The organism is Acinetobacter sp. YH12117, from assembly GCF_013418865.1.
GTDB lineage: Bacteria > Pseudomonadota > Gammaproteobacteria > Pseudomonadales > Moraxellaceae > Acinetobacter > Acinetobacter indicus.
In genome coordinates, this window is record NZ_VPBF01000001.1 from 185,239 (window position 1) to 208,762 (window position 23,524).

Annotated in this window: 22 protein-coding genes and 1 riboswitch; of the genes, 10 read left to right on the forward strand and 12 right to left on the reverse strand. The window is 45.1% G+C overall.

Going from position 1 to position 23,524, the window contains the following annotated elements:
- Positions 1-42: 42 nt before the first annotated feature.
- Complete coding sequence (locus FTU55_RS00920; RefSeq protein ID WP_257223312.1) at positions 43-420, reverse strand: lysozyme inhibitor LprI family protein; 378 nt, start codon at positions 418-420, stop codon at positions 43-45.
- Between the two features lie 197 nt (positions 421-617).
- Between FTU55_RS00920 and FTU55_RS00925 the strand changes: the two genes are divergently transcribed.
- From FTU55_RS00925 to FTU55_RS00945, 5 genes are all read left to right on the forward strand, one after another.
- Positions 618-923, forward strand: a complete 306-nt coding sequence (locus FTU55_RS00925; RefSeq protein WP_005177647.1) for a hypothetical protein — start codon at positions 618-620, stop codon at positions 921-923.
- Between the two features lie 165 nt (positions 924-1,088).
- Complete coding sequence (locus FTU55_RS00930) at positions 1,089-2,462, forward strand: AarF/ABC1/UbiB kinase family protein (RefSeq protein ID WP_005177645.1); 1,374 nt, start codon at positions 1,089-1,091, stop codon at positions 2,460-2,462.
- A gap of 224 nt (positions 2,463-2,686) precedes the next feature.
- Positions 2,687-3,982, forward strand: coding sequence for an acyl-CoA dehydrogenase family protein (locus FTU55_RS00935; RefSeq protein WP_180045872.1), 1,296 nt, complete (start codon positions 2,687-2,689; stop codon positions 3,980-3,982).
- A gap of 26 nt (positions 3,983-4,008) precedes the next feature.
- The gene (locus FTU55_RS00940) at positions 4,009-5,208 is read left to right on the forward strand and encodes an acyl-CoA dehydrogenase family protein (protein ID WP_180045874.1); all 1,200 of its coding nucleotides are present in this window, start codon (positions 4,009-4,011) and stop codon (positions 5,206-5,208) included.
- A gap of 115 nt (positions 5,209-5,323) precedes the next feature.
- Positions 5,324-5,812 carry a GNAT family N-acetyltransferase gene (locus FTU55_RS00945; RefSeq protein WP_104513276.1) on the forward strand — a complete coding sequence of 163 codons (489 nt, stop codon included), beginning with the start codon at positions 5,324-5,326 and terminating at the stop codon, positions 5,810-5,812.
- 91 nt (positions 5,813-5,903) lie between these two features.
- On the opposite strand, the gene FTU55_RS00950 is transcribed toward FTU55_RS00945, so the two are convergent.
- A complete protein-coding gene (locus FTU55_RS00950; protein WP_168381374.1) occupies positions 5,904-7,109 on the reverse strand; it encodes an alkane 1-monooxygenase in 1,206 nt (401 codons plus the stop codon).
- A 193-nt stretch (positions 7,110-7,302) separates the two neighbouring features.
- Here FTU55_RS00950 and FTU55_RS00955 point away from each other — a divergent pair, with 193 nt between their 5' ends.
- Positions 7,303-8,241, forward strand: a complete 939-nt coding sequence (locus FTU55_RS00955) for an AraC family transcriptional regulator (RefSeq protein ID WP_016658191.1) — start codon at positions 7,303-7,305, stop codon at positions 8,239-8,241.
- On the opposite strand, the gene lpxB is transcribed toward FTU55_RS00955, so the two are convergent.
- Positions 8,231-9,400, reverse strand: a complete 1,170-nt coding sequence (gene lpxB, locus FTU55_RS00960) for a lipid-A-disaccharide synthase (RefSeq protein ID WP_168370481.1) — start codon at positions 9,398-9,400, stop codon at positions 8,231-8,233. The genes FTU55_RS00955 and lpxB overlap by 11 nt on opposite strands.
- A 632-nt stretch (positions 9,401-10,032) precedes the next feature.
- On the opposite strand from lpxB, the gene FTU55_RS00965 reads away from it, so the two are divergent.
- The 3 genes from FTU55_RS00965 (at position 10,033) to FTU55_RS00975 (ending at position 12,731) form a co-directional block, all read left to right on the forward strand.
- The gene (locus FTU55_RS00965) at positions 10,033-10,923 is read left to right on the forward strand and encodes a sulfite exporter TauE/SafE family protein (protein WP_016658193.1); all 891 of its coding nucleotides are present in this window, start codon (positions 10,033-10,035) and stop codon (positions 10,921-10,923) included.
- 127 nt (positions 10,924-11,050) lie between these two features.
- Positions 11,051-12,142, forward strand: a complete 1,092-nt coding sequence (locus FTU55_RS00970; RefSeq protein ID WP_005177632.1) for a 3-deoxy-7-phosphoheptulonate synthase — start codon at positions 11,051-11,053, stop codon at positions 12,140-12,142.
- 64 nt (positions 12,143-12,206) lie between these two features.
- The gene (locus FTU55_RS00975) at positions 12,207-12,731 is read left to right on the forward strand and encodes a protein tyrosine phosphatase family protein (protein WP_016658194.1); all 525 of its coding nucleotides are present in this window, start codon (positions 12,207-12,209) and stop codon (positions 12,729-12,731) included.
- Here FTU55_RS00975 and ispF read toward each other — a convergent pair.
- A complete protein-coding gene (gene ispF / locus FTU55_RS00980) occupies positions 12,719-13,207 on the reverse strand; it encodes a 2-C-methyl-D-erythritol 2,4-cyclodiphosphate synthase (RefSeq protein ID WP_180045876.1) in 489 nt (162 codons plus the stop codon). The two genes, FTU55_RS00975 and ispF, sit on opposite strands and share 13 nt — an antisense overlap.
- Positions 13,208-13,304: 97 nt before the next feature.
- On the opposite strand from ispF, the gene FTU55_RS00985 reads away from it, so the two are divergent.
- On the forward strand, positions 13,305-13,955 hold the full coding sequence (locus FTU55_RS00985) for a hypothetical protein (protein WP_005177627.1): 651 nt from the start codon (positions 13,305-13,307) through the stop codon (positions 13,953-13,955).
- 14 nt (positions 13,956-13,969) lie between these two features.
- On the opposite strand, the gene FTU55_RS00990 is transcribed toward FTU55_RS00985, so the two are convergent.
- From FTU55_RS00990 to rseP, 8 genes are all read right to left on the reverse strand, one after another.
- A complete protein-coding gene (locus tag FTU55_RS00990) occupies positions 13,970-14,878 on the reverse strand; it encodes an AEC family transporter (RefSeq protein WP_104488970.1) in 909 nt (302 codons plus the stop codon).
- A gap of 242 nt (positions 14,879-15,120) precedes the next feature.
- Positions 15,121-16,371, reverse strand: coding sequence for a D-amino acid dehydrogenase (locus FTU55_RS00995; RefSeq protein ID WP_180045878.1), 1,251 nt, complete (start codon positions 16,369-16,371; stop codon positions 15,121-15,123).
- Positions 16,372-16,503: 132 nt separating this feature from the next.
- A riboswitch (glycine riboswitch) is annotated at positions 16,504-16,590 on the reverse strand.
- A 141-nt stretch (positions 16,591-16,731) separates the two neighbouring features.
- Positions 16,732-17,520, reverse strand: a complete 789-nt coding sequence (gene lpxA / locus FTU55_RS01000) for an acyl-ACP--UDP-N-acetylglucosamine O-acyltransferase (RefSeq protein ID WP_016658197.1) — start codon at positions 17,518-17,520, stop codon at positions 16,732-16,734.
- Positions 17,517-18,002 carry a 3-hydroxyacyl-ACP dehydratase FabZ gene (fabZ, locus tag FTU55_RS01005; protein WP_087662207.1) on the reverse strand — a complete coding sequence of 162 codons (486 nt, stop codon included), beginning with the start codon at positions 18,000-18,002 and terminating at the stop codon, positions 17,517-17,519. The genes lpxA and fabZ overlap by 4 nt, the downstream gene beginning before the upstream one ends.
- A gap of 5 nt (positions 18,003-18,007) precedes the next feature.
- Entirely contained in the window at positions 18,008-19,078 is a 1,071-nt protein-coding gene (lpxD, locus tag FTU55_RS01010; RefSeq protein WP_180045880.1) for a UDP-3-O-(3-hydroxymyristoyl)glucosamine N-acyltransferase, read from the reverse strand.
- Positions 19,079-19,081: 3 nt separating this feature from the next.
- Positions 19,082-19,579, reverse strand: coding sequence for an OmpH family outer membrane protein (locus FTU55_RS01015; protein WP_180045882.1), 498 nt, complete (start codon positions 19,577-19,579; stop codon positions 19,082-19,084).
- A 42-nt stretch (positions 19,580-19,621) separates the two neighbouring features.
- The gene (gene bamA, locus FTU55_RS01020; protein ID WP_180045884.1) at positions 19,622-22,123 is read right to left on the reverse strand and encodes an outer membrane protein assembly factor BamA; all 2,502 of its coding nucleotides are present in this window, start codon (positions 22,121-22,123) and stop codon (positions 19,622-19,624) included.
- A gap of 42 nt (positions 22,124-22,165) precedes the next feature.
- Entirely contained in the window at positions 22,166-23,521 is a 1,356-nt protein-coding gene (gene rseP / locus FTU55_RS01025) for an RIP metalloprotease RseP (RefSeq protein WP_075168194.1), read from the reverse strand.
- Positions 23,522-23,524 lie beyond the last annotated feature (3 nt).

Consider the following 23,524-nt stretch of genomic DNA (forward strand, 5'->3'; position numbering starts at 1 on the left):
TAGCCAGATTTGGAATAAAGCCCTGAAATGGTAAGTACAGGATTAACGGGCAATAAATTTGCTCTGATAATAATTGGCCTGATCAATCACCTGTGCCAGCGTACAACGCGATTGCTGCAATTTGGCAACATCACCGTTCATGCCCCGATAGCATTGCTGCTTTAAACGCTGCTCCCACAGCGCATGTTGCTGGGTAATATTGGCCTGATGTGCCCCACTGGCCCGATAGTAAGACTTATAGCTTTTCTTTAAGCGTTTTTGCTGCTGTTTCAGTTCTTTATTGACACATTTTTGCAAGACCGATGTTTGCCCATAAGCATGATTGCTACATTGAATATACTGTTTTGAATAACTTTCCTGCGCATAGGCCGAACCCGCCAGCAGCGCCCAGGCCATTCCCCCGATGAATGCTAAACGCATCATATTCCCCTTGCTGCCAAACACAGCGATCATCTTTGTTTTAATTTATGTAAAGCATATTACTGAACTTCAAGCAAAAAACCTATAGCGATGAACAGGATAGAATTTCCAGATCTTCACAATTTCCTGCCATTTTGCGATTGAATCTGCAAAAATAGACCTTATATTGACTATGAGACTCCCGTGAACCTGTTGATATGAGTTACAAACACAATAACCTGCTGGCCATGCGTCAAAACTACTGGAATGACAACGATTCACCGCGTGTCTTGCAGGAAAAACAGTTTTTACAGCAGATGCTGGTGGAACGCGGCATTTTTCAGGATGCGACTTTGGATGATGCCAAATATCTGTTCTTTAACCTGCCCAGCATTATTATTGTCAAAGGCTATGCGCATGGTTTTCTGCATGAATCGGTACAAAGCCTGATTTTAAAATACATTGATGAAAACAAGCAGATGCTGCAACAAAAAAGTACCCTCAAGATTAAATTCCGGATGTGAGTGAGCGAAATTGCATCTTTATAGATTTTGCTTAGGCTATTTCATAGAGAATGCAAAACTTAACTCGACATTCAGCAACTTGAACTTTTTTAATACGTTAAGACCCGTTAATATTCGTTAAACTATGACCTTTCTGCGAATTGCTGATTGAAGGATTAAATTTACATGTCAGATCAGAACGATAAGCTTAAACAATTGAAAACTTCCTCTATGGATCGACGCTTATCGATCGCGAAGGCATCGTTGCTGGCCGGGACACGTTGGGCCGCCTCCAGCGCCGGTTCAATCTTTTCCAGTGAAGAAGAAAAAGAAAAGAAACGCAAAAAAGCCATGAAAGAACAGGCCGATTATCTGGTCGCAGAAATTGGCAAACTGAAAGGCTCTATCGTTAAAATTGGCCAGATGATGGCGCTTTACGGCGAACATTTCCTGCCTGAAGAAATCACCCAAGCCCTGAATACCCTGAATAACCAGACTGTTGCCCTGGCCTGGCCTGCGATTAAAACCCAGTTACAGGACCAGTTAGGTTCCAAACTTAATGATCTCACCATTGACCATGAGCCTTTAGGTACTGCCTCTTTAGCTCAGGTACACCGCGCCACCCGTAAATCTGATGGTATGGAACTGGTATTAAAAATCCAGTATCCGGGTGTGGCCGATGCCATTGATTCGGATATGAGTCTGTTTAAAAACATGCTGAAACTGACCCGCATGGTGCCGCAAACCCGCGAATTTGATCAGTGGTTTGATGAAGTCCGCGAAATGATGCACCGCGAGGTCAATTATCGGATTGAGGCAGCCACCACACGCCGTTTTGCCGAGCGTTTAAAGCAGGACCCGCGCTATATCGTTCCAACCATTATTGAAGATTACTGTACCGATCAGGTGCTGTGCATGACCTTTGAACGTGGCGTACCAATCAACAGTCCGGTGATGCTGTCTTTACCACAAGAACGTCGTAACCTGCTTGGTGAAGCCTCTTTAGAAGTGGCTGTGCGGGAAATTTTTGAATGGGGCGAAATGCAGACCGACCCAAACTTCGGTAACTATCTAGTACGTCTGGGCAATGGCGCAGATGTACAGGATAAAATTGTGCTGCTGGATTTCGGTGCCATTCGCCAGTTTGATGACAACCTGCTCTCGGTCGCACGTAACCTGATTCAGGCCGGCTATCAGCATGACGCGGAGATGATGGTGAAAGCCATGACCGGTTATGAGTTTTTTGACTCCATTCCGCAAAGCATTAAGCCGGATATGGCCAAAGTCTTTTTACTGGCCACCGAAGCCTTTAGCAGTCCTGAAAACAACCCGGATTTACCAGCCGGTGTGATGGATGATCAGCATCGTTATGACTGGAAAAAAAGCCAGCTGCATAGCCGGGTGATGCAACAGGCCTCTAAATCCATGGCTTCACGTTATTTCAGTGTTCCGCCGAAAGAGTTTATGTTTATTAGCCGTAAATTTATTGGGGCTTATACCTTTATGACCGTGATTGATGCCAAAACCAATGTGCGCGACATGATCAAAAAATTCCAGTAAAGCCACACCCGACCCGAATGCAGCTAATGTCATTCGGGTCAATCCTCTCCCTTCCCCGCTCTTTCCAAAAATTAAAAATATAAACAGAAGCAACTATTTAGATTCCTGTTTCATCTTACAACAACCGTTTATCTTTGACAATTGAGTATGTCAGTTCTGACATGGTTTTTTAAACAGCCGCGTGTCAGCATAAAAATAATCACCCGCATGATGGAACAACAACAATGACCAATATGGTAAACAAGGCCCAAGGATTTGGACTGTCGCTGCTCACTCGGCTTGCCAGCAGCGAGGTTTTAGACCAGCTCAAACTGCGTAAATTTGTAGAAAAATCTTTATATCAGGGGGCCAAAGCCGGCTTTAAAACCTTAAGCGTGACCCAGAAAGCTTTTCAAAAGCACGATGATGTACCCAGACAGCGTTTACCCCATCAGCAAAAATCCCTGTTTGATTTAAGCCTGAGCGAAGAACAGCAAATGACGGTAGATACCATGCAGCAGTTTGCCACAGAGGTGCTTTATCCACTGGCGCATCAGGCCGATCATCTGGAACAGTTTCCCGAAGTGTTATGGCGACACAGTCAGGATTTGGGCCTGAATGATTATGCACTGCCGGAGGCTTTGGGTGGCGTGGCCAGCGAGCAGAATATTGTCACTAATATTCTGATGGCCGAGCATTTGGCCCGGGGTGATTTCAGCCTGACCGCAGGTTTATTATCGACCTTTGGGGTAATCAATGCCCTGATCCGCTGGGGTTCTGAAAGCATCCAGTCACGTTATCTGACCAGTTTTGCAGAAGATTCGGAACTGCGCGCCAGCTTTGCCGTGCAGGAAGCTACACCGGCTTTTGATCCGCTGCGTTTAAATACACAAGCCACTTTTAGCCAGGGCCAGTACTGGATTCAGGGTGAAAAAACTCTGGTAATGCTGGGTGAAACGGCGGACTTGTATCTGGTAAGTGCTGAATTCAATGGCCAGCCAGAAGTATTTGTGGTGAAACGCGACAGCAGCATTCGTGCACAAAAAAGCCCGGCAATGGGGCTGAAGGCCACAGAAACAGTCACCCTCAGTTTTCAGCATACCCCAGCCGAACGTCTGGGCGATGATGATTTTGACTATAGTGCTTTTATTGATTTGGGTAATTTAGTCTGGTGTGCCATGGCGGTTGGGTGCTGCGAAGCCGTGAAAGCCTATTGTATTGACTATGCCAACCAGCGCACGGCCTTTGGCGAGCCCATCTCACATCGTCAAAGTGTGGCTTTTATGATTGCCGATATGGCGATTGAAATTGATGCGATGCGCATGCTAGTGCTGAATGCTGCCAGTCTGGCCGAAGCTGGACAGGACTTTCATCGGGAAGCCTATCTGGCACGCTTATTATGTGCAGAAAAATCCATGCAAATTGGCACAAATGGCGTGCAGATTCTGGGCGGTCACGGCTTTACCAAAGAACATCCGGTCGAGCGCTGGTATCGTGATCTGCGCGCGACCGCGATTGTCCAGTCTGGCCTGCATGCCTAAATAACCATAAAAATAAGGAACAGCCCATGAATTTACAGAACCCGAAAAAATTTAAACTGCTGATTGATCAGGCACATGAAGTCGCCCTAAATGTCCTGCGTCCAATTTCACGTAAATACGACAAGGCAGAACATGCCTACCCGAAAGAACTGGATATGCTAGCCTCAGTGGTCGATGGCATGAATGCCGGTGGTGATGGCATGAACGCCGGCGCTGCAGTGAATAAACGCGGTGATACCGCCAGTGGCAATAAAAACGGCGTCAATATGTCCACCGCTTTAAGTATTGTCGAAATGTGTTATGGCGATACCGGCCTGTTGCTGAGTATGCCGCGTCAGGGACTGGGGAACTCTGCCATTGCCGCAGTGGCCAATGACGAACAGTTACAGCGTTTTCACGACACCTGGGCCGCCATGGCCATTACCGAACCCGGCTGCGGCTCCGATTCAGCGGCAATTCGCACCACAGCGGTCGCAGATGGCGATGATTATATTCTGAATGGCGAGAAAATCTTTGTGACCTCGGGTGAACGCGCCGATGCCGTGGTGGTCTGGGCCACACTGGATAAAAAGCTTGGCCGTGCGGCCATCAAGTCTTTTGTGGTACCGAAAGGTACACCCGGCATGACCGTAGAACGACTGGAACATAAACTCGGGATTAAAGCCTCGGATACTGCAGCCATCAGCTTTGTCGATTGCCGGGTGCCGGCCAGCAACCTACTTGGCAATGCCGAGATTGATGTCTCCAAAGGCTTTGCCGGGGTGATGGAAACCTTTGACAACACCCGTCCTTTGGTCGCGGCCATGGCCATTGGCTGTGCCAAAGCATCCCTGGAACGGATCAAGCAGATTTTTAAACATGAGCTAGATGAGCATTATCAGACCACCTATTTACACAGCTCCCAGATAGCCGCGCAGATTTATCGCATGGAAGCCGAATGGGAAGCAGCGCGTTTATTAATGCTTAAAGCTGCCTGGATGGCCGATAACAAGCAGCCTAATTCCAAAGAAGCCTCAATTGCCAAAGCCAAAGCTGGCCGTGTCGGGAATGAAATTACCCTGAAGTGTGTAGAACTGGCCGCCGCTGTGGGCTATAACGAAGATGAACTGCTGGAAAAATGGGCGCGCGATTCCAAAATCCTGGATATTTTTGAAGGCACCCAGCAAATTCAGCAACTGATTATTGCCCGACGTGAACTGGGCAAAAGTTCCAGTGAACTTAAATAAGATACCGAGTACAGCATCAAGCGACATTTAAAGTCCAATAGATGTACCTCAAATCTGCTCAAGAGATGAATATTTAGTGATAAAATTCATCTCTTTATCTTTTAGCACTGCGCTTATGTATTTTTTACGCCCGATTCAAGCCCAAGATAATCCTGCACTGGCCCGTATTATTCGTGAGGTTTCCAAAGAATTTGGACTGGCGCCGGAATCCGGTTTTGCCGTGGCCGATGCTGCGGTCGATGATTTATATGCGGTGTATTCACAGCCACACGCACAGTATTGGGTCGTTACCAATAATCAAGGCGACATTTTTGGTGGTGGCGGTGCTGCGCCTTTGCAGGGTGATCCAAGCCGCCTGGAAATCCAGAAAATGTATTTTCTGCCAGCAGTACGTGGCTACGGATTTGCCAAACAGATTCTGGAACACGCTTTTGACTTTGCCCAGCAGGCCGGTTTTCAGTCCTGCTATCTGGAAACCACAGCATCACTGTGGCAGGCAGTGAAACTCTATGAAAAGCTCGGTTTTGTACATTTGTCTGCCCCACAAGGCCAGACCGGTCATAGTCATGCCTGTGAAATCTGGATGGAAAAGAGCGTTAAATGAACATGAATCTGGGTAACATCAACCGCCTGCGTACAAAAAAGCCCTACTCACCATAGGGCTGACTAAAACAGTCGAATGGATTTTTCTATACTTAATCTGCCTTCAGGCCGAACTTTTTAAACAGGCTTAAACGGCGTTTCGGCTGGATATTGGCTTTGTTTAAATCACCTTTATAATGCTTGAACACGCGTTTATCCATCATTTTAAACCATAGCGGTGGAATCAGCGCCGGCAGCAACATACTGGCATAACCGCTTGGCAATTCAGGCGCTTCATCAAAATGTCGCAAGGCCTGAAATGGACGGGTCGGATAGGCATGATGATCGGAATGACGCTGTAACTGATATAAAAACAGATTGGTGACAATATTATTGTTGTTCCAGCTATGTTCCGGCTGGGTACGCTCATATTTGCCCTGCGCATCTTTTTGTCGAAGCAAGCCATAATGCTCAATATAATTGACCAGTTCAAACAGGCTGATGGCATAAAAGGCCTGCGTGCTTAAATACGGCACAATGCCTTTCCCAAAGCTGGCCAGCATTCCGGCATGAAACAGCGCACTCATGCCCCAACCTTGTAGCAATTCATTGTCTTTGGACCAGAAATTCTTGCCTTTGCGTTTTAAACGCTGGGTTTCAATTTCAATTGCCGATTTAAACGAGCCTTTCACCGTACGTGGCCAGAACTCATAAAAGGTTTCGCCCATACGGGAAGACGCCGGATCTTCTGGGGTTGCAGCGCGTTTATGATGCCCATACGGATGTTCAATCCGGAAATGGTTATAACCCGACGGCACCAGCGCCAGATGCGACAGATAATGCTCCAGTTTGGAGGATTTATGGCTCAGTTCATGTGCAGTATTAATCGCCACCCCATTAACCAGTCCCATCGACGCACCCAGAAAAATTTTATCCAGCAGCGAAGTCTCTTTACGTGAGACCAGATAGGCCGCATAAATATTGGCGATATACTGCAAAGGAATAAAACTTTTTACCAGACGGGAATAATACGGGTCCTGCTCCAAGAGCTTGACCTCTTCCGGGCTTGGATTGTGCTCATCTTTACCAACCAGAGTATCAATGCTGGGAATAATCACATGAATTAACAGTGGTCCACCTAGAGCAAATACAGTTTTAAATGGTTTCGGTGCAAACTGGTAACCGGCCAGAATCCCAATACCCAAAACCGGTAAAAATGGGCTAATCAGCCATAAATAACGTTTTTTATCTAAAGCCAGACCGGATTTTCCAAGTAAAAATTGCTGTTGTTGTTCTGTGAGCTGTAGCGGAGCATTCATTGCCTGCACTTCCATCCTGCTTAACTTATCTATATATTTCAGCAAACAAGCCACAGAGAACAGTTGCAAACGTCCAAAAAAGCTATGTAAACGTCTTTGGCCCACATTGCCTGAAATTGGCCTTTCATCACACGATAAATTCAGGCTTAATGACCAAATAGCTAAGCTCGAAATAAGAAGATATCAACCCGGTATGGATGCTTTAAGTAAAATTTTTGATGATATTCATCTCAACAAATCTGAATTTATCTATTTGAATCCACAGGGAAACTGGGCATTTCAATATCAGGATCACAGCGCCATTATTGCCTATGTGGTACTAAGTGGTGAATTATATCTGGAATTATCGACCCAGCGTCAGGTCTATGCGCAGGCCGGTGATATTGTGCTGATTCCTTCCGGCGGTAGCCATGTTGGCAAAAGTAGCACGCAACTGGAGTGGCTAGATGCCCTGGATATTAGTGACCTGTTTCAGCAGAAACGCCAGCAGACCATCGAGTTTGGTGAAGCATCCGGTGAAAAATCATTTATTTTAGCCATGCACGGCACAATGGACAGCATTATGGCCAAGCCGCTGTTAAATGCCTTGCCGGACTATATGCATATTCATCATATTATGAGCAGCACCGCCCCGGAATGGTTGCAAATTGGCTTACAGTTTCTGGCAGTAGAAAGCCATCAGATCCGGCCCGGCCGCGATAAAATTCTTGATCATCTGATCAGTATTTTATTTATTGAATGTGTGCGTGATTATATTGCCCAGCTGAATGATTCTAATAACTGGCTCAGTGCCCTGACCCATCCGGAACTGTCCAATGCTTTAACCGCCATTCATGGACAACCGGAAAAAAGCTGGACCGTCGAAACCCTAGCCGAACAATGCTGCATGTCGCGCTCAAAATTTGCCAATCTGTTTGCCCAGATTGTTGGCGAATCGCCACTGGCCTATTTGCAGCAGCATCGCTTAAGACTGGCGGCTCAATATTTACGTCATGGCCAGCTCTCAATCCAGCAAATTGCCTATAAAGTTGGCTATTCTTCTGAAACCGCCTTTAGCCAGACTTTTAAAAAACAGTTTGCCCTGACCCCAAGCCAGTACCGGCAGCAGTTTCAGCAGGCTCTTATAAAATAGCCAGAATCGCCGCTACCGGGTCTTCACAATTGCCGGATAGCAGCTGTTTATGCATGGTACGATGTTGCATCACCTGAATTTGTGCAGCTTCGATATGCATCAGCTTTTCAATTTCATGCGCCAGACGCTCTGGTGTAGCCTCTTCTTGAATCAGCTCTTCAATGACTTTTTTGCCGGCAATAATATTCGGTAGCGAGTAATACGGAATTTTAACCAGCAGTTTGGCAATCCAGTAGGTAATCCGGTTGAGCTTATAAAAAGTCACCATTGGACGATGCAATAACATCGCTTCCAACGTTGCAGTACCTGAAGCCAGCGCAACAATATCCGCTGCATTCATGACCTGACGGCCAATTTTTGATTCTGTATCGGTATTTTCCAGCAGACTAACCCGTGATCTCAGATCAGCAGCACAATGCTGTAATAAACTTTCAATCTGCTGTTTACGCGCATCGTTAATGGCGGGAATTAAGAAGTGATAGTTTGGATATTTCGCAGCCAGAATTTCAGCGGCTGCCAGAACCAATGGCCCTAAACGCTCAATTTCACCACGACGACTACCGGGCAATAAGGCAATATGCTTTTGCGAAGCTTCCAGCCCCAGTTCCAGTTTGGCATCGGCCAGATTATTATCGACAGGCAACTGACTCGCTAATGGATGCCCGACAAAGGCAGCCGGAACCTGCCATTTTTGATAAAAGGCTTTTTCAAATGGAAATAAACACAGCACCAGATCAATATTGGCTTTAATGCCATGAACACGACCCTGACGCCACGCCCAGACCGAAGGACTAACATACTGCACGGTTTTAATGCTTGGACTTTTCTGCTTCAGGCTTTTCGATAAACGCAGGTTAAAGTCCGGCGCATCAATCCCAATAAAAACATCGACCGGCTCCTTGACCCACTGTTCAACCAATCCATCACGCACGGCAAACAGCTTTTTAATGTCTTTTAAGACTTCAACAATGCCCATGACCGACAAAATATCCATCGGATAATAGCTTTTAAAGCCTTCAGCAATCATTTGCGGGCCGCCAATACCTTCAAATTCAGCCTCAATGCCTTGCTCACGAAAACGGCGGATCAGTCTGGCACCCAAGGTATCCCCAGAAACTTCTCCCACCACAATGCCTATTTTCAGTTTTCGTTTTTGCAAGACCTTGCTCCTTCAATTGCTGCGTGGAATTTTAACATATTCTGCTTGAAGTGACTGTAACGACTGTTTGTTCTGAGCCGAGAAAAAATTCAGGTTTTTCTATATTTTAACTGCTTTGTTTTTATACAGCATGACTATCAGGTTTGATTGATGATGCTGTGCTGGGCTCATTCATTTATTACGCTTTCACCGCTTTATTTCACTCTATTCCACCTGACTTGCAGTTTCATGACCATTAACTGCTTTTTATCATGCTGAAAGATTGATCAAATAAAATCCAAAACCCCAACACATGTCATCCCTATGTAATGATACTGAATACACAAATAATAATTTTAAAGTGAAATTTCCTGCTATTTTTAATCTTTTTATCTTTCCATTTTGCTGCGCTGTCATCACAAAATCCGTCTATTCGGCCCTGCACATCCTGATCTTTTTACTAAAAAATCCCCTTTTTTTCAGCTTTAAATCCAGCAGATTTCAGATAGATCTACTCCACGCTGTTTCACTATAAATGTTGATCTTTTTCTCATCTTTAGCATTTTTTAGAATAAGCAAATCATTAATCATGCCAACGACTTATATCCGAAAGTCATAAGATAAGCACGTTTTTTGATGTATGGCATATCCCCATGTTTGGTGCAGTTGAGTTTATTTTGGCAGGTGTTTTGGTTGGCTTCTGTGTAGGTGTGACCGGTGTAGGCGGTGGTTCGTTAATGACCCCGATTTTAATCAGCCTGTTTAAGATTGAACCGCACATTGCCATTGGTACCGATCTGCTCTATGCCGCAATTTCCAAATTCTGTGGTTCACTGGTCCATGCCAAAAAAATGAATATCGTCTGGCCAATTGTCATCTGGCTGTCTGTCGGCAGTATCCCGGCGTCTTTTGCAACGCATTGGGTACTCGACAACTATTTAAGCCAGTCCACGCATTATAAAGCTGTGCTGACCATGGTCTTGGGCTTTATGCTGACCCTAACCGGCATATCTATTATTTTCCGCAGCCAGATTGAAAAATTTTTCAACAAATATCGCAAACATGAATTGCCAGATATGACTCAAGACCTGGAAAAGGTCGACCTGAAGGCCACCAACAAGCGCGCGATGATTGTGGTGATGGGAATTGTCCTGGGTGTGTTCGTCACCCTATCTTCGGTGGGTGCAGGTGCCTTCGGCATTATGGCGCTGGTGCTAATGTTCCCGAACTTGCCAATGATCCGCATTATCGGCTCCGATGTGGTCCACGCAGTCTTACTGACCTTTGTCGCCGGTATGGGGCACATGACCTCGGGCAATGTCGATTTTGAACTGCTGATGTGGTTACTGGTCGGTTCTATTCCGGCAATTGTGGTCGGTACTTTAGTCAGCTCACGCCTGCCTGAAAAAATTATCCGTAAAGTGCTGGGCATTACCCTGTTCGCGCTTGGGGTGAACTTTATGCTGAACCCGGTCAAATCCAAACCGGCACAACCAGTTGAAGCGGCGATGGTGGTGAGCGCTGAAAAAACATCGCCAGTTTAATTTATCTCTGCGATTCATCACTTTTTTTTCAGTAATCTATTGATCTTTTTTATAACAATAGGCTGCTATATTCGTGTTATATTCAGGCTATTAAACAATCTTGTATACGATTAAACCAGTGACGGCAATGAACACTTTACAGTCTAACCCTATTACACCTTCAGATATCGATGATGTGAATATTAAAAGCATCCAGCCACTTGTGACCCCTGCTGAACTCAAAGCAGAACTTCCACTGACTGACTCTGCTTATCACACCGTACTGAAAGGTCGTGAAACCATCCGCAATATTCTTGATGGTAAAGACAAACGTCTGTTTGTGGTCATTGGGCCTTGCTCGATTCATGATCCTGTGGCAGCACATGATTATGCAGACCGCCTGAAAGTGCTGAGCGAAAAAGTAAAAGATACCTTATACATCGTAATGCGGGTGTACTTTGAAAAACCGCGTACGACCGTGGGCTGGAAAGGTCTGATTAACGACCCGGACATGAATGACTCTTTCAATATTGAAAAAGGTCTGCGTATTGGCCGTAAACTGCTGCTGGAACTGAATGAAAAAGGTCTGCCTTGTGCCACTGAAGCACTGGACCCGAACTCTCCACAGTATTATCAGGATCTGATTTCCTGGTCAGCGATTGGTGCGCGTACCACAGAAAGTCAGACTCACCGTGAAATGTCTTCTGGCCTGTCTTCACCGGTTGGCTTTAAAAATGGTACCGATGGCGGCTTAACTGTTGCGACCAACGCAATGCAGTCTGTAAAACATGGTCACAGCTTCCTGGGGCTGAACGAACATGGTCAGGTGTCGGTAATTCGTACCAGCGGTAACAACTATGCGCACGTGGTATTGCGTGGTGGTAATGGCAAGCCAAACTATGATGCCGGTTCAGTCGCCGATGCAGAAGCAGCGCTAATTAAAGCCAAAGTCAGCACCAAAATCATGATTGACACCAGTCATGCCAACTCCAACAAAGACCCGTACCTGCAACCACTGGTCTTAAAAAACATCACCGAACAGATTTTAGATGGCAATAAATCAATTGTCGGGATTATGGTCGAAAGTCATTTGAAAGGCGGTCGTCAAGATATTCCTGCAAATCTTTGCGATTTGGAGTATGGTAAGTCTGTTACCGATGGATGCATCGACTGGGAAACCACTGAAAAATCCCTGCTTGAGATGCATGAAGCATTGAAAGAGGTTTTAGCCAGCCGCTAAAACTGACTCAAAAACGCCATCGTCAAGATGGCGTTTCCATTTCAGTTGCAGGAAATTTTATCTGATGAATGAAATTGAAACCGCTTTAAGCCAAATTGATCACTTTCAGTTTGTGCATGAACACCTGTACACATCCGGCCAGCCGAATGCGGAACAGTTACGTCAGATTAAAGAATATGGCATTACCACTGTGGTTAATGTCGCACTGAGTGATGCCGAGCAGCATCTAGCCAATGAAGATAAAATCTGTCTGGAACTGGGCCTGAACTATGTACAATTACCGATTTCTTGGGAAACCCCATCTGACGCCCAGTGTCTGCTGGTTTTAGACCTGATTGATCATCTGGTACAGGATCAGATGGTCTGGCTACACTGCGGCACCAATCAGCATGTCAGCAGCCTGATGTATTTGTATCGTCAGTATTATATGAATATGGACATGCCAACCGCGCAAGAAATGTTGCACCAGATCTGGGAACCGAATGAAACCTGGACCGGTCTGATTCACGCTGTTGCCTTACAACTTCAGGGCCGTAAAGCAACCCAGGAACTGCAAATTTCCTTAATGAAAACCGATCACTTTGCGTGACAAATTAACACCGTAGCTGTAGCCAGAATTCCTTCCTGACGTCCGGTAAAGCCTAATTTTTCCGTGGTGGTGGCTTTAATGCTGATTTGAGTCACATCCACATCCAGCACATCAGCAATACTCTGGCGCATTTCCAGATTGTGCTTGGCCAGTTTCGGGCGTTCACAGGCCACGGTAATGTCGGCATTATTCAGCAAATAACCGCGGTCTAAAATCAGCTGATAAACATATTTCAGCAACACCCTACTGTCAGCGCCCTTAAATTCAGGATCGGTGTCGGGAAAATGCTGCCCAATATCGCCCAGTGCCAATGCACCCAATAAGGCATCGCACAGTGCATGCAAAATCACATCCCCATCTGAGTGGGCTTTCAGAGCATGGGTATGTGGAATTTTAACCCCGGCCAATGTCACAAAATCGCCTTCTTCAAAGGCATGTACGTCTATTCCCTGCCCAATTCGTATTTGTGCAACCATATTCAACTCCTTCAGAAATAAACGATTGAAATCTTGTATTCACAGTTTCTCTTTCGCTATAGTTAGCTTACGCAAGCTAATGAAAGTATAAGCGATCATGCTGTTGAAAACCGAGATGAATCTTATAAAAATCATTGGAACCCTGTTGTTTTTGGGCGCCGCGGGCACCCCGCTGTCGCATGCACAGAAAATCAATTGCGAGCAGGCCAACACGCCTGCTTTCAATAAAATCTGCCATGCCGATTTACAGGAGATTCGTGAGCAGCTCAATGATCAGTTTCTGACGGCTTTTCTGGTGACTGATGCCCCGCTGCGTATTCTGCAAGATACCCATCAGCTCTGGTTTAAACGTGCGCAGCAGTGTAAAACGACCGAGTGTTTTAAACAGCAGTTTGAAGCGCGTCTGGATCAGTTAAATTTCTTTAGCTCGATGAACCAGAGCATGACCCAGCATTATCTGAAATTTGAACAGGGACAACTGGCCAAGCAGCCGGTACATTTGCAGATTCATCAACTAAATAAAGACAGTATTAAAATTGAAGGTGTGGCCTATCGCAGTCCAAACAACAAGCTAGACACCCAAACCATTTCCTTACTGGCCTATACCTCACCGCAGCAAAAGCAGCATATTATTGATAATGAACATGACTGCAATTACCAGCTCGACTTCCAGAAGGCTTATTTAGCCGTGCGTACTGAACAAAAAGGCTGCGAGCGTTTTAGCGGTATTTATCGTCTGTATGATTAAAACCTGACAGCGCTTTACATCACCCACCACAAAATCAATGGCAAACTGAACGCCGCACACACAGTCTGCAGGCTAATCACACTGGCCATCAGCTGGCTATCTCCCCCCAAAACTTTGGTCAGAATATAAGCCGATGAGGCCGTCGGTAAGGCAAAAAACATCACCAGAATCTGGGTATGTAGGGCCGGCAGATTCAATGCCAGACAGGTCGCCAACGCAATCATCGGCATCAACAGCAAGCGTCCAAAAGTGTTTAATAACAAGGTCCGCAGATCTTTACGCAGCCCCTGAAACTGTAATGCTGCACCAATACACATCAAGCCCAATGGCAAACTGGAAATGGCAATCTGTTTTAAATAATTTTCAAAGCCAATCCATAAGCGTAAATTCAGCAGATTAAACACCCCGCCTGCAATACAGCCTAAAATTAAGGGATTTTTCAACAATGATAACAGGATGGATTGCAAGCGCATCCCTTCTGAATTGGTCAGAGCCAAAACCGAAAGCACATTGACCAGAGGAATGCAAAACACCAGCAGAATAGCAAACAGCGCCATACCTTGCTGATAAAACAAAGACGCCGACAGTGCTAAGCCGATATAGGTATTAAAACGCACCATCCCTTGCATATACACACCGAAACGCGCCGCTGCAGTGCCATACAGCGCCTTTAAAATATATAACAAACAAACCGCAATCAGCAGGGTCAGACCTGCTCCCAGCATCATGTGGCGAATCTCACTGGCCTGAATTTCAGCATGCGCCAAGCCCAAAAACAGCATCACCGGGAATAGTAGATAGTAGTTGAGCTTTTCTGCACCGTGCCAGAATTTATCTTCCAGAAACCTAAAGCGCTTGAGTACATAGCCCAACGCAATCAGAAAGATTAAAGGAAATAGCGCAACCAGAATTATATTTGCCATCGTTTATCCATACATATCGCGGTCTGCCCAGGAGGGCAGCATCTCAATCCATTTTTTAATGGCAGTTCAAAATCTTAAAACGAAAATATTTTATTTAAAGCCTGAGTATAAGCCAAATAGCTCATTGAATTGACAGCGATTTGCGTTATTTTGATGAATTTATTTTGCCAGAACCCGGCAGATGATCAGCATCTCTCCTAAAGCCCTGTTACTTTAAAACAGAGCTCAACTGAATGTTCTCATTACCCGGTCACCGGATAATGCTGCGCAATTTCCTGACTAATCATCAGTGCTGTCGCCGCAGATAAGGTCCAGCCCAGATGCCCATGGCCGGTATTATAAAATACCCGTGGATGCTGGCCCTGCCGAATCACCGGCATCATATTTGGCATCATCGGGCGTAAACCTGCCCACGGCACCACGCTTTCAGTTGAAATATCAAAATTCCGCTGTACCCAGCGCACCAGTGGCTGAATCCGGTCATGGCGAATATCGCGGTTATAGCCATTAAATTCGGCTGTTCCGGCAATCCGCAGCCGATCTGCGCCTAAACGAGAGGTCACAATTTTGGCACTTTCATCTAGCAGACTGACCCAAGGCGCCTGCTTCTGGCTCTGCTCATCCTGTAAATTGACGGTAATGGAATAGCCTTTGACCGGATAAATATTGACCCGATCACCTACCTGTCGCGCCAATTGATAACTACTCACACCGCCGCAAATCAGCACGGCATCGGCATGTAAGGTTTCTACCATCGGCTGATCTGCCAGAGGATCTTCAATGGCTGGCCGATAACTCAGCTGTACCTGCTGGGCGTTTAGCTCAATATCCTGAACATCCCGGCCAAAAATATAACGTACACCCTGCTGCATGGTGACTTGAGCCAGCCCCACCGTGAATTTATGAATATCGCCGGTGGCATCTCCCGGGCAATAAAAACCCGCATAATACTGTCCGGTTAAACTTGGTTCAATCTGGCGGATTTCATCCAGACTGACCTGATAACGCTCCAGCCCGCCCTGACAGAGCAAATCATTGACCCGAATTGCAAAGTCAAAATCCGCTTTATTATGATAAAAATGCAAAATTCCACGTTTTTCCAAATTGAAATCAATCTGTTCCTGTTCTGCAATTTCAAATAAACGTTTGCGTGCCAGAAGTGCCAGGCGCACTGTTTCCTGGGTATTGTGTTCATAATGGCGAATATTGCTTAAGAACTCGATCAGCCAGCCATACTTATGCAGATCAAATGCAGGATTTAATAAGAGCGGCGCCGACTTTTGCGACATCCATTTCAGGCCTTTCAGTACAGTGGCTTTCTGATTCCAGACTTCTGCATTACTGGCTGATAACTGGCCACCATTGGCATACGATGTTTCCATCGCCGGGTATAAATGCCGGTCAATCACCGTGACTTGATAGCCCAAACGCATCAGCTCATAGGCTGAAGTGACCCCGGTAATTCCTGCACCAATGACAACAACATGCGGCATAAAACGCTCCTTGGAACAGCTGTTCCAGACGTGATGCCCCATCTGTCAGGGTACCTGAGAGCTTCGATTGAACTGATGTTCAGCCCAACCATCCCCTTCGGTGAGCACTGCGCGTGCTTCTCTCCAGATTTTTGAATTATTACGGTCCTTTTGCCTGAGAGTTTCCGGGGTCGTTGCTCCTTCGGCGAGCACCAAGTGCCGCTCTCCCGCAATAATTTTTATTGTATAGCTTGAATATGAGCAAAATCCGGGCCAAGCACGAGTAGAAATTTGTATCTGATGTTCAAGAAACCTCAAAATCTGGATATAAAAAAACTGCCCCAATTGGAGCAGTTTTTTGAATCAGCTTCAAACAGCGTGTTAGCGTACAATCCCGCGTTTAGACTGTTCTAGTGAATCAATTAAACGCTGTGCTTCTGGCACTTCTGGCAGAATCTCTGCACGGATTTTCTGAATGGCTTCTTCAGTGGTTAATCCTGATTTGTAAATCAGTTTAAAGGCGTCCCGTAATCCTTGAATCACATTTTTCGACCAGCCTTTACGACGCATACCTTCAATATTCATAGCAAAAGCATGCGCAGGATTACCCGAAACCATCACATAGGCCGGTACATCTTTCAGAATTAAAGATGCGCCGCCAATCATGCTGTAAGAGTCAATTTTACAGAACTGATGAATACCCGAGTTTCCACCCACCACCACATAATCACCGACATGCACGTGCCCTGCGACACCAACATTATTAGCAAAAATATTGTGATCACCCACGATACAATCATGTGCAATATGTGTATTGACCATCAACAGGTTGTGGCTACCAATTTTAGTGATGCCTTTGTCCTGAACCGTCCCGCGATGCAAGCTGGAATGTTCACGAATCAGGTTATAGTCACCAATTTCCAGCCAAGTTTCTTCACCCTGATATTTCAGGTCCTGACAGACTTCGCCGACACTTGCGAACTGGAAAATCTCATTATGCTCACCAATACGGGTATAGCCACCCACCACCACGTGTGAATGCAGCTTTGTACCCGCACCAATGCTGACATTCGGACCAATAATACTATAAGGTCCAATTTGCACATCAGGCGCAATGACTGCAGAGGAGTCAATTATAGCGGTGGGGTGAATGAGGGGGTTATTGCTCATGCTTGCTCTGTTTTCTGATGCGAAATCATAATTTCCGCGGTTGCTGCAACAATGCCATCGACCGTGGCGATACAATTATATTTGTAAATACCACGTTTCTGCATTACTAATTCTGATTTTAATACAAGTTGGTCGCCTGCAACCACTTGTTTTTTAAATCTAACTTTTTCGGCACCGGCAAATAGGAATAATGCACCCGCAGTCGGTTTCTGATTATTCATAATAAAGCCAAGCACGCCTGAAACCTGTGCCAGCGCTTCTACAATCAACACCCCTGGCATAATTGGATATTCAGGGAAATGTCCTTGTAAAAACTCTTCATTAATCGAAACGTTCTTATAACCCACAATCCCGTTGTCAGTTACATCAACGATTCGATCTACCAATAAGAATGGATAACGATGTGGCAAATATTCACGGATGGTTTGAATATGCATTGGCAATTCAGGTTTCGTAAATGTTGGGGTATTCGACTCAGTCATCATAATTATTTACGCAATTTTAAAGTTGATTCAAGGGACTCAATTTGAGTCTGCATATGATCGAGTCTTTTCTGCAATTGGGTCAATGGCACATCTGCTAATTGTCTGAAGCGAATCACCGCGCGTTTCCATTGCGCATTTGGTAATGCACCGGTGCCCGAAGAATAGGTTCCTGGTTCAGAAATACTCTTTGTGACCATTGACATTCCGGTTAAAGTCACATTGTCGGCAATAGAAAGATGACCAGAGACCCCACATGCGCCTGCCAGAATACAGTTTTTGCCAATGATGGTACTGCCGGCAATACCGCATTTTGCAGCGATAGCAGTATTGGCCCCCACTTTCACGTTATGCGCGATTTGCACAAGGTTATCAATTATGACACCATGTTCCAAAATGGTGTCATCCAGCGCACCACGGTCAATACTACAATTCGAACCAATTCGTACATCATTACCAATCTGTACTGAACCTAACTGTACAATGCGGTGCCATTTGCCCTGATACGGAGCAAAACCAAAGCCTTCACTCCCGATCACGGTATTGGCATGAATGCGGACCCGGTCAGCAATTTTGGCTTCACCAGTGATGGTGACATGCGAATCAATAAAACATTCTTTACCAATTTCAACAAAATCATCAATTTTGCTATGCGATTGGATAATGGTTTTATCACCCACCACACAATTTTCACCCACCACCACATAATGGCCAATATAAGCACTTTCGGAAATGATCGCTGAGGGATGAATTTGTGCGGTACTTTCAATACCGGTTTGAGTGTGCTTACGCTCAAAGACATGGGTTAAAATTGCAAACGCCAAATAGGGATTTGCCACCACAATAAAGTTCTGATGCGTATCAAGCTGCTGCTGTAACTCGGGCGTGACAATTAAAGCACCCGCTTTAGACACTTTTGCCTGCTCCACATACTTGTCAGCATTGACAAAAGCAATGTGCTGCGGTTCAGCAAGCTCCAAGCTCGCTAAACCCTGGAGACCTAAATCGGCCTGACCGACCAGCTCGCCCTGGACCAGACGAGCAAGTTCTTCTAAGCGATAATGTTGATAACTCATTGATTACTTGATTGCATTAACCTTTTGAATCATTTTATCAGTTAAATCATACTTAGGGTCATAGGCAAGTGCTGAGTTTTTGTTCAAAACCACATCTAAATTATTTTCTTTACGCAATTGTTCTGCTGCCTGCTTGATACGCTGCTCAAAATTGTCATTCATTTTTTGCAGATCAGCCTGCACTTTGGTCTGCAAACCTTGCTGTAAAGTATTAAATTCTTTTAACTTGGCCTGATACTGCGCCGATAATTTCTGTTTATCGGCTTCAGATAAATTTGCTGACTGCTGAGCACGTTGCTGTAATGTTTCCAGCTCTTTACCCAGCTGTTCAAGTTTAGTGGTTTGAGGTTTAAGCGATTGTTGCAATGCACTATTTTGCTGTTTTAAATAGCTGCTGCTTTCAACCACACGCTCTAAGCTGACCACACCATAACCTGCCGCCTGTGCCGCTGCGGCACAGGACAGTGTAAAACCTAAAACAGCCAGTTGTATCTTCTTCATCTTGATCTATCCCTATTTCAAGCATCCATGAACAGACCGTACTTAGAACGTACGGCCAATTTCAAACTGGATATTCTTGGTTTCATCACCTGGTTTTTCATTCAGCGGATATGCATAACTTAAGGACAATGGGCCAATCATGGTAATCCAGGTAAAGCCTACACCGACGCTATAACGCATATTGCCAAAGTCAAAGCCAAAGTTATCTTCACAGTACTGTTTACTACTTACTGAATCCCCATTTACGAAAATATCGTTATTAGAAACATTACATTGAGTATCGAATACTTGTGCACCTTCAGCAAAAATCACCGGACGAACCTGACGTGCCCAGTCCCCTTTAAATGGTACCGGCAAAGCCAGTTCAGTACCAAACTGTACTAAAGCATTACCACCCACTTCTTCTGGAGATGGATCAGTCTTTCCAATATCAGAGAAATAAACACCTGGATATTTTGGTCCTAAGGTACTGTTGTCATAACCACGTACCGAACCATAACCACCGGCATAGAAGTTCTTATAGAATGGTAAGTCATTACCATAACCCACCTTACCATAGCCACGCAGCACAAAATCTTTGCCCAGCGGATAATAGGCCTGTGCATCATAGGTAACTTTTTGATATTCCACATCACTGCCCGGTAAAGCAATTTCTGCATTCACCCGATGCGACATCCCCATTGTTGGGAAAATCGGACGGTTAAGGGTATTATATGACCAACCTAAATTTAGGTTATAAGTCAGGAAGTCACCCTTAAACTCTCGACCATATGGGATGGTTTGAACTAGAGTTCCATTTTCATCCACACACTCCCCATCTGCATTGATATTTGCTGGACAATGATCGCCTCTTTGTGTTTCTCGACCACCATGGCTTTCTAAATAATCTGCCACATAAGTCGATACATAAGGACCAGTTGTCACTTCAGTATTATCAATATTTAAGCCCGCACTAATGCTCTGGTTTTCATCAATTGGATAACCAAAGTTAATTCCGCCACCAAAACTGTCGGTCACATAGTTGTTAACGTTATAGTCATCATCCAGTTTGGTTTTACGGTAGTACATATTATAACCGCGACGCACACCATCAATGGTAAAGTACGGATCGGTTACGCTTAGGTTATAGTAGTCCTGTGTTTCAGAACGCGACAAGTCAATCGACACGGCATTACCGGTACCCAGGAAGTTGGTCTGGCTTAAACCGGCCTGGAAAGTTACACCGCCACTTTGCGAGAAACCCACCGCCAAGGTACTGGTACCTGAATGCTGTTCTTCCACCGCAACGTTAAGATCAACCTGATCCGGTACATTCGGAACACGCACCGGTTTAATATCCACGGTTTTAAAGAAACCAGTACGTTCTAAACGGACTTTAGACAGATCAATTTTTTCGTTACTGGCCAATGCACCTTCCATCTGGCGCATTTCACGACGTAGCACTTCATCGGCAGTTTTGGTGTTACCACTGAAGTTAATGCGGCGTACTGTGACTTGCTGACCCGGGTTGATGTAATAGTTCAGATCAACCTGTTTGGTTTCTTCATTAATTTGTGGCACCACATTCACTTCTGCATAGTAATAACCGGCATTACCATACTTGCGAAGCAGCAGCTGCTTAACCGCATTGACCTTTTCTTGCGAATAGGTTTCACCATCTTTATAGATTTGCAGCGCTTTTAATTCTTCTGGTGCATATAAAGCATCACCCAAGAATTTGGTTTGACCAAATTTGAACTGTTCGCCTTCATCAATCGACACTTCAATGAAGATGTGCTGCTTGTCTTCACTTAAGTTCAGGCTGGAGTTATTGATATTAAAGTTGATATAACCACGGTTTAAATACAGCGCACGTAAAGCTTCCAAGCTTGCTGCCATTTTCTCACGCGCATAACGGTCATTACGTGAAATCACAGAAGCCCAGCCACTTTCTTTGACTGCAAAGGCCTGTTTAATTTCGCTGTCTTTAAAGACGGTATTGCCAATGATATTAATATCAAAAACTTTGGCCGCTTTACCTTCAATAAACTCGATGGTCAGGTCGACGCGGTTATTCGGACGTGCTGTGGTAATGACTTTGACATCGGCATCATAACGGCCTTGCTGCATGTATTGCTGTTCAAGTTCCGATTCTAGTGTTTGCAAAGCAGACTTTTTCAGCACTTCACCTTCAGCCACGCCCATTTTCTTTAAGCCTTCTTCAAGGGCTTCTTTTGGAATTAATTTATTGCCTTTAAATTCGACTTTCGAAATGATCGGACGTTCCACCACCTGAAATACCAAGGTATCGCCTTGCTGGGCAGCTTTAATATCATCGAATAAACCTGTGGCATACAGGCTGCGAATTGCATTTGCAATGGTGGCATCGTTGACACGATCACCACTATTTACAGGAATCATTCCATAAACATTGGCTGGCGTTAAACGAACAAGTCCGTCAATTTGTATATCTCTTACGATAAATTCATCTGCTGCATATACTTGTTGTACTGCTGCCATAGCACTAACCAGTGCCAGAGGCATAAATAAATGTGTGTGCTGCATGCCAGTCTTTTCCAATGTTAAATTTATTGCCTATCCACGTTGTTATAAACGCATAAAATCATTAAATAATGCCAGAAGCATCATGCTACCGAGCAATACCATACCAATTTTTAAACCAACTAATTGTATTTGTTCAGAAACAGGTTTACCACGAATTAGTTCTATAAAATAATAAACCAAATGTCCACCATCCAGCATTGGAATTGGCAGTAAATTTAGAATACCCAAGCTTACACTCATTAGGGCCATAAACGAAATAAAAGTTTGCCAGCCCATTTCAGCGCTTTGTCCTGCCACCTTGGCAATGGTAATCGGGCCAGATAGGTTATCTAAACCAATCAGACCACGCACCATTTTGACGATGGAGTTCAAAATCATCGAGGAGATTTGACCGGTTTTATCGACCGCCATCATTAAGGCTTCTGTAGGACTATATTGAATGGTTTGTTTATATTCTTCAGGAATTGTTATTTTTCCAGGGTCACTTTGTACACCTAACATACCGGTGGTGTTGCCCATATTGTCGCGTTTGGCCTGCGGCATAATTTCCAGCTGTACCCGCTGATCTTGGCGCAACACATCAATCTTTAATAATTTCTCTGGCGATGCCTGTACCACTTGTACCACATCGTACCAGTCTTTCATGACAACACCGTCAATCGCCAAAATCTGGTCACCTTCTTTCATCCCTTGACGAATGGCCGCACCATCTTCACTCAGTTTGCTGACCACCGCTGGAATATTCGGACGATATGGCGTGAAACCCAGTACCTCAAGCGGTGACTGAGATTGATCTTTCAAGAAATCTTGAATCGGTAATTGAAAGTTTTGGAGCTGGCCATCACGGTTGGCCTGAATATGAATGGTGCCTGTTTCACCGGCACGATCGACCAAAGCAAAATTCAGTTTTTCCCAGGTGCTAACCTGGGTACCATCGACTGCGGTAATCCGGTCACCCGGCTGCATATTCACTTCAGCCGCAGGCGTTTGTGGCAAGACTTTCCCAACACGGGTATTCAGCTGTTCCTGAGACGGTAAAAACAGAATCCAGAACAGTACAATCGCAAAAACCAGATTAATTAAAGGACCTGCCGCGACAATCGCGATCCGTTTCCACGGATGCTGACGGTTAAAAGCAAAAGGCAGATCTTCTTCTGCCACATTGCCCTCACGTTCATCCAGCATTTTGACATAGCCGCCCAAAGGCAAAGCCGAGAGCTGATATTGAATACCGGATTTCTTCGAGGTCCATTTCAGCACTGTCGGGCCAAAACCAATAGAATAAACCAGGACTTTGACCCCCAGTTTGCGTGCAACAAAGTAGTGCCCAAATTCATGAATTGCAATTAACGGCCCCAACAAAAGAATGGCCGCAACAATAATAAATAAGGCACTCATGTC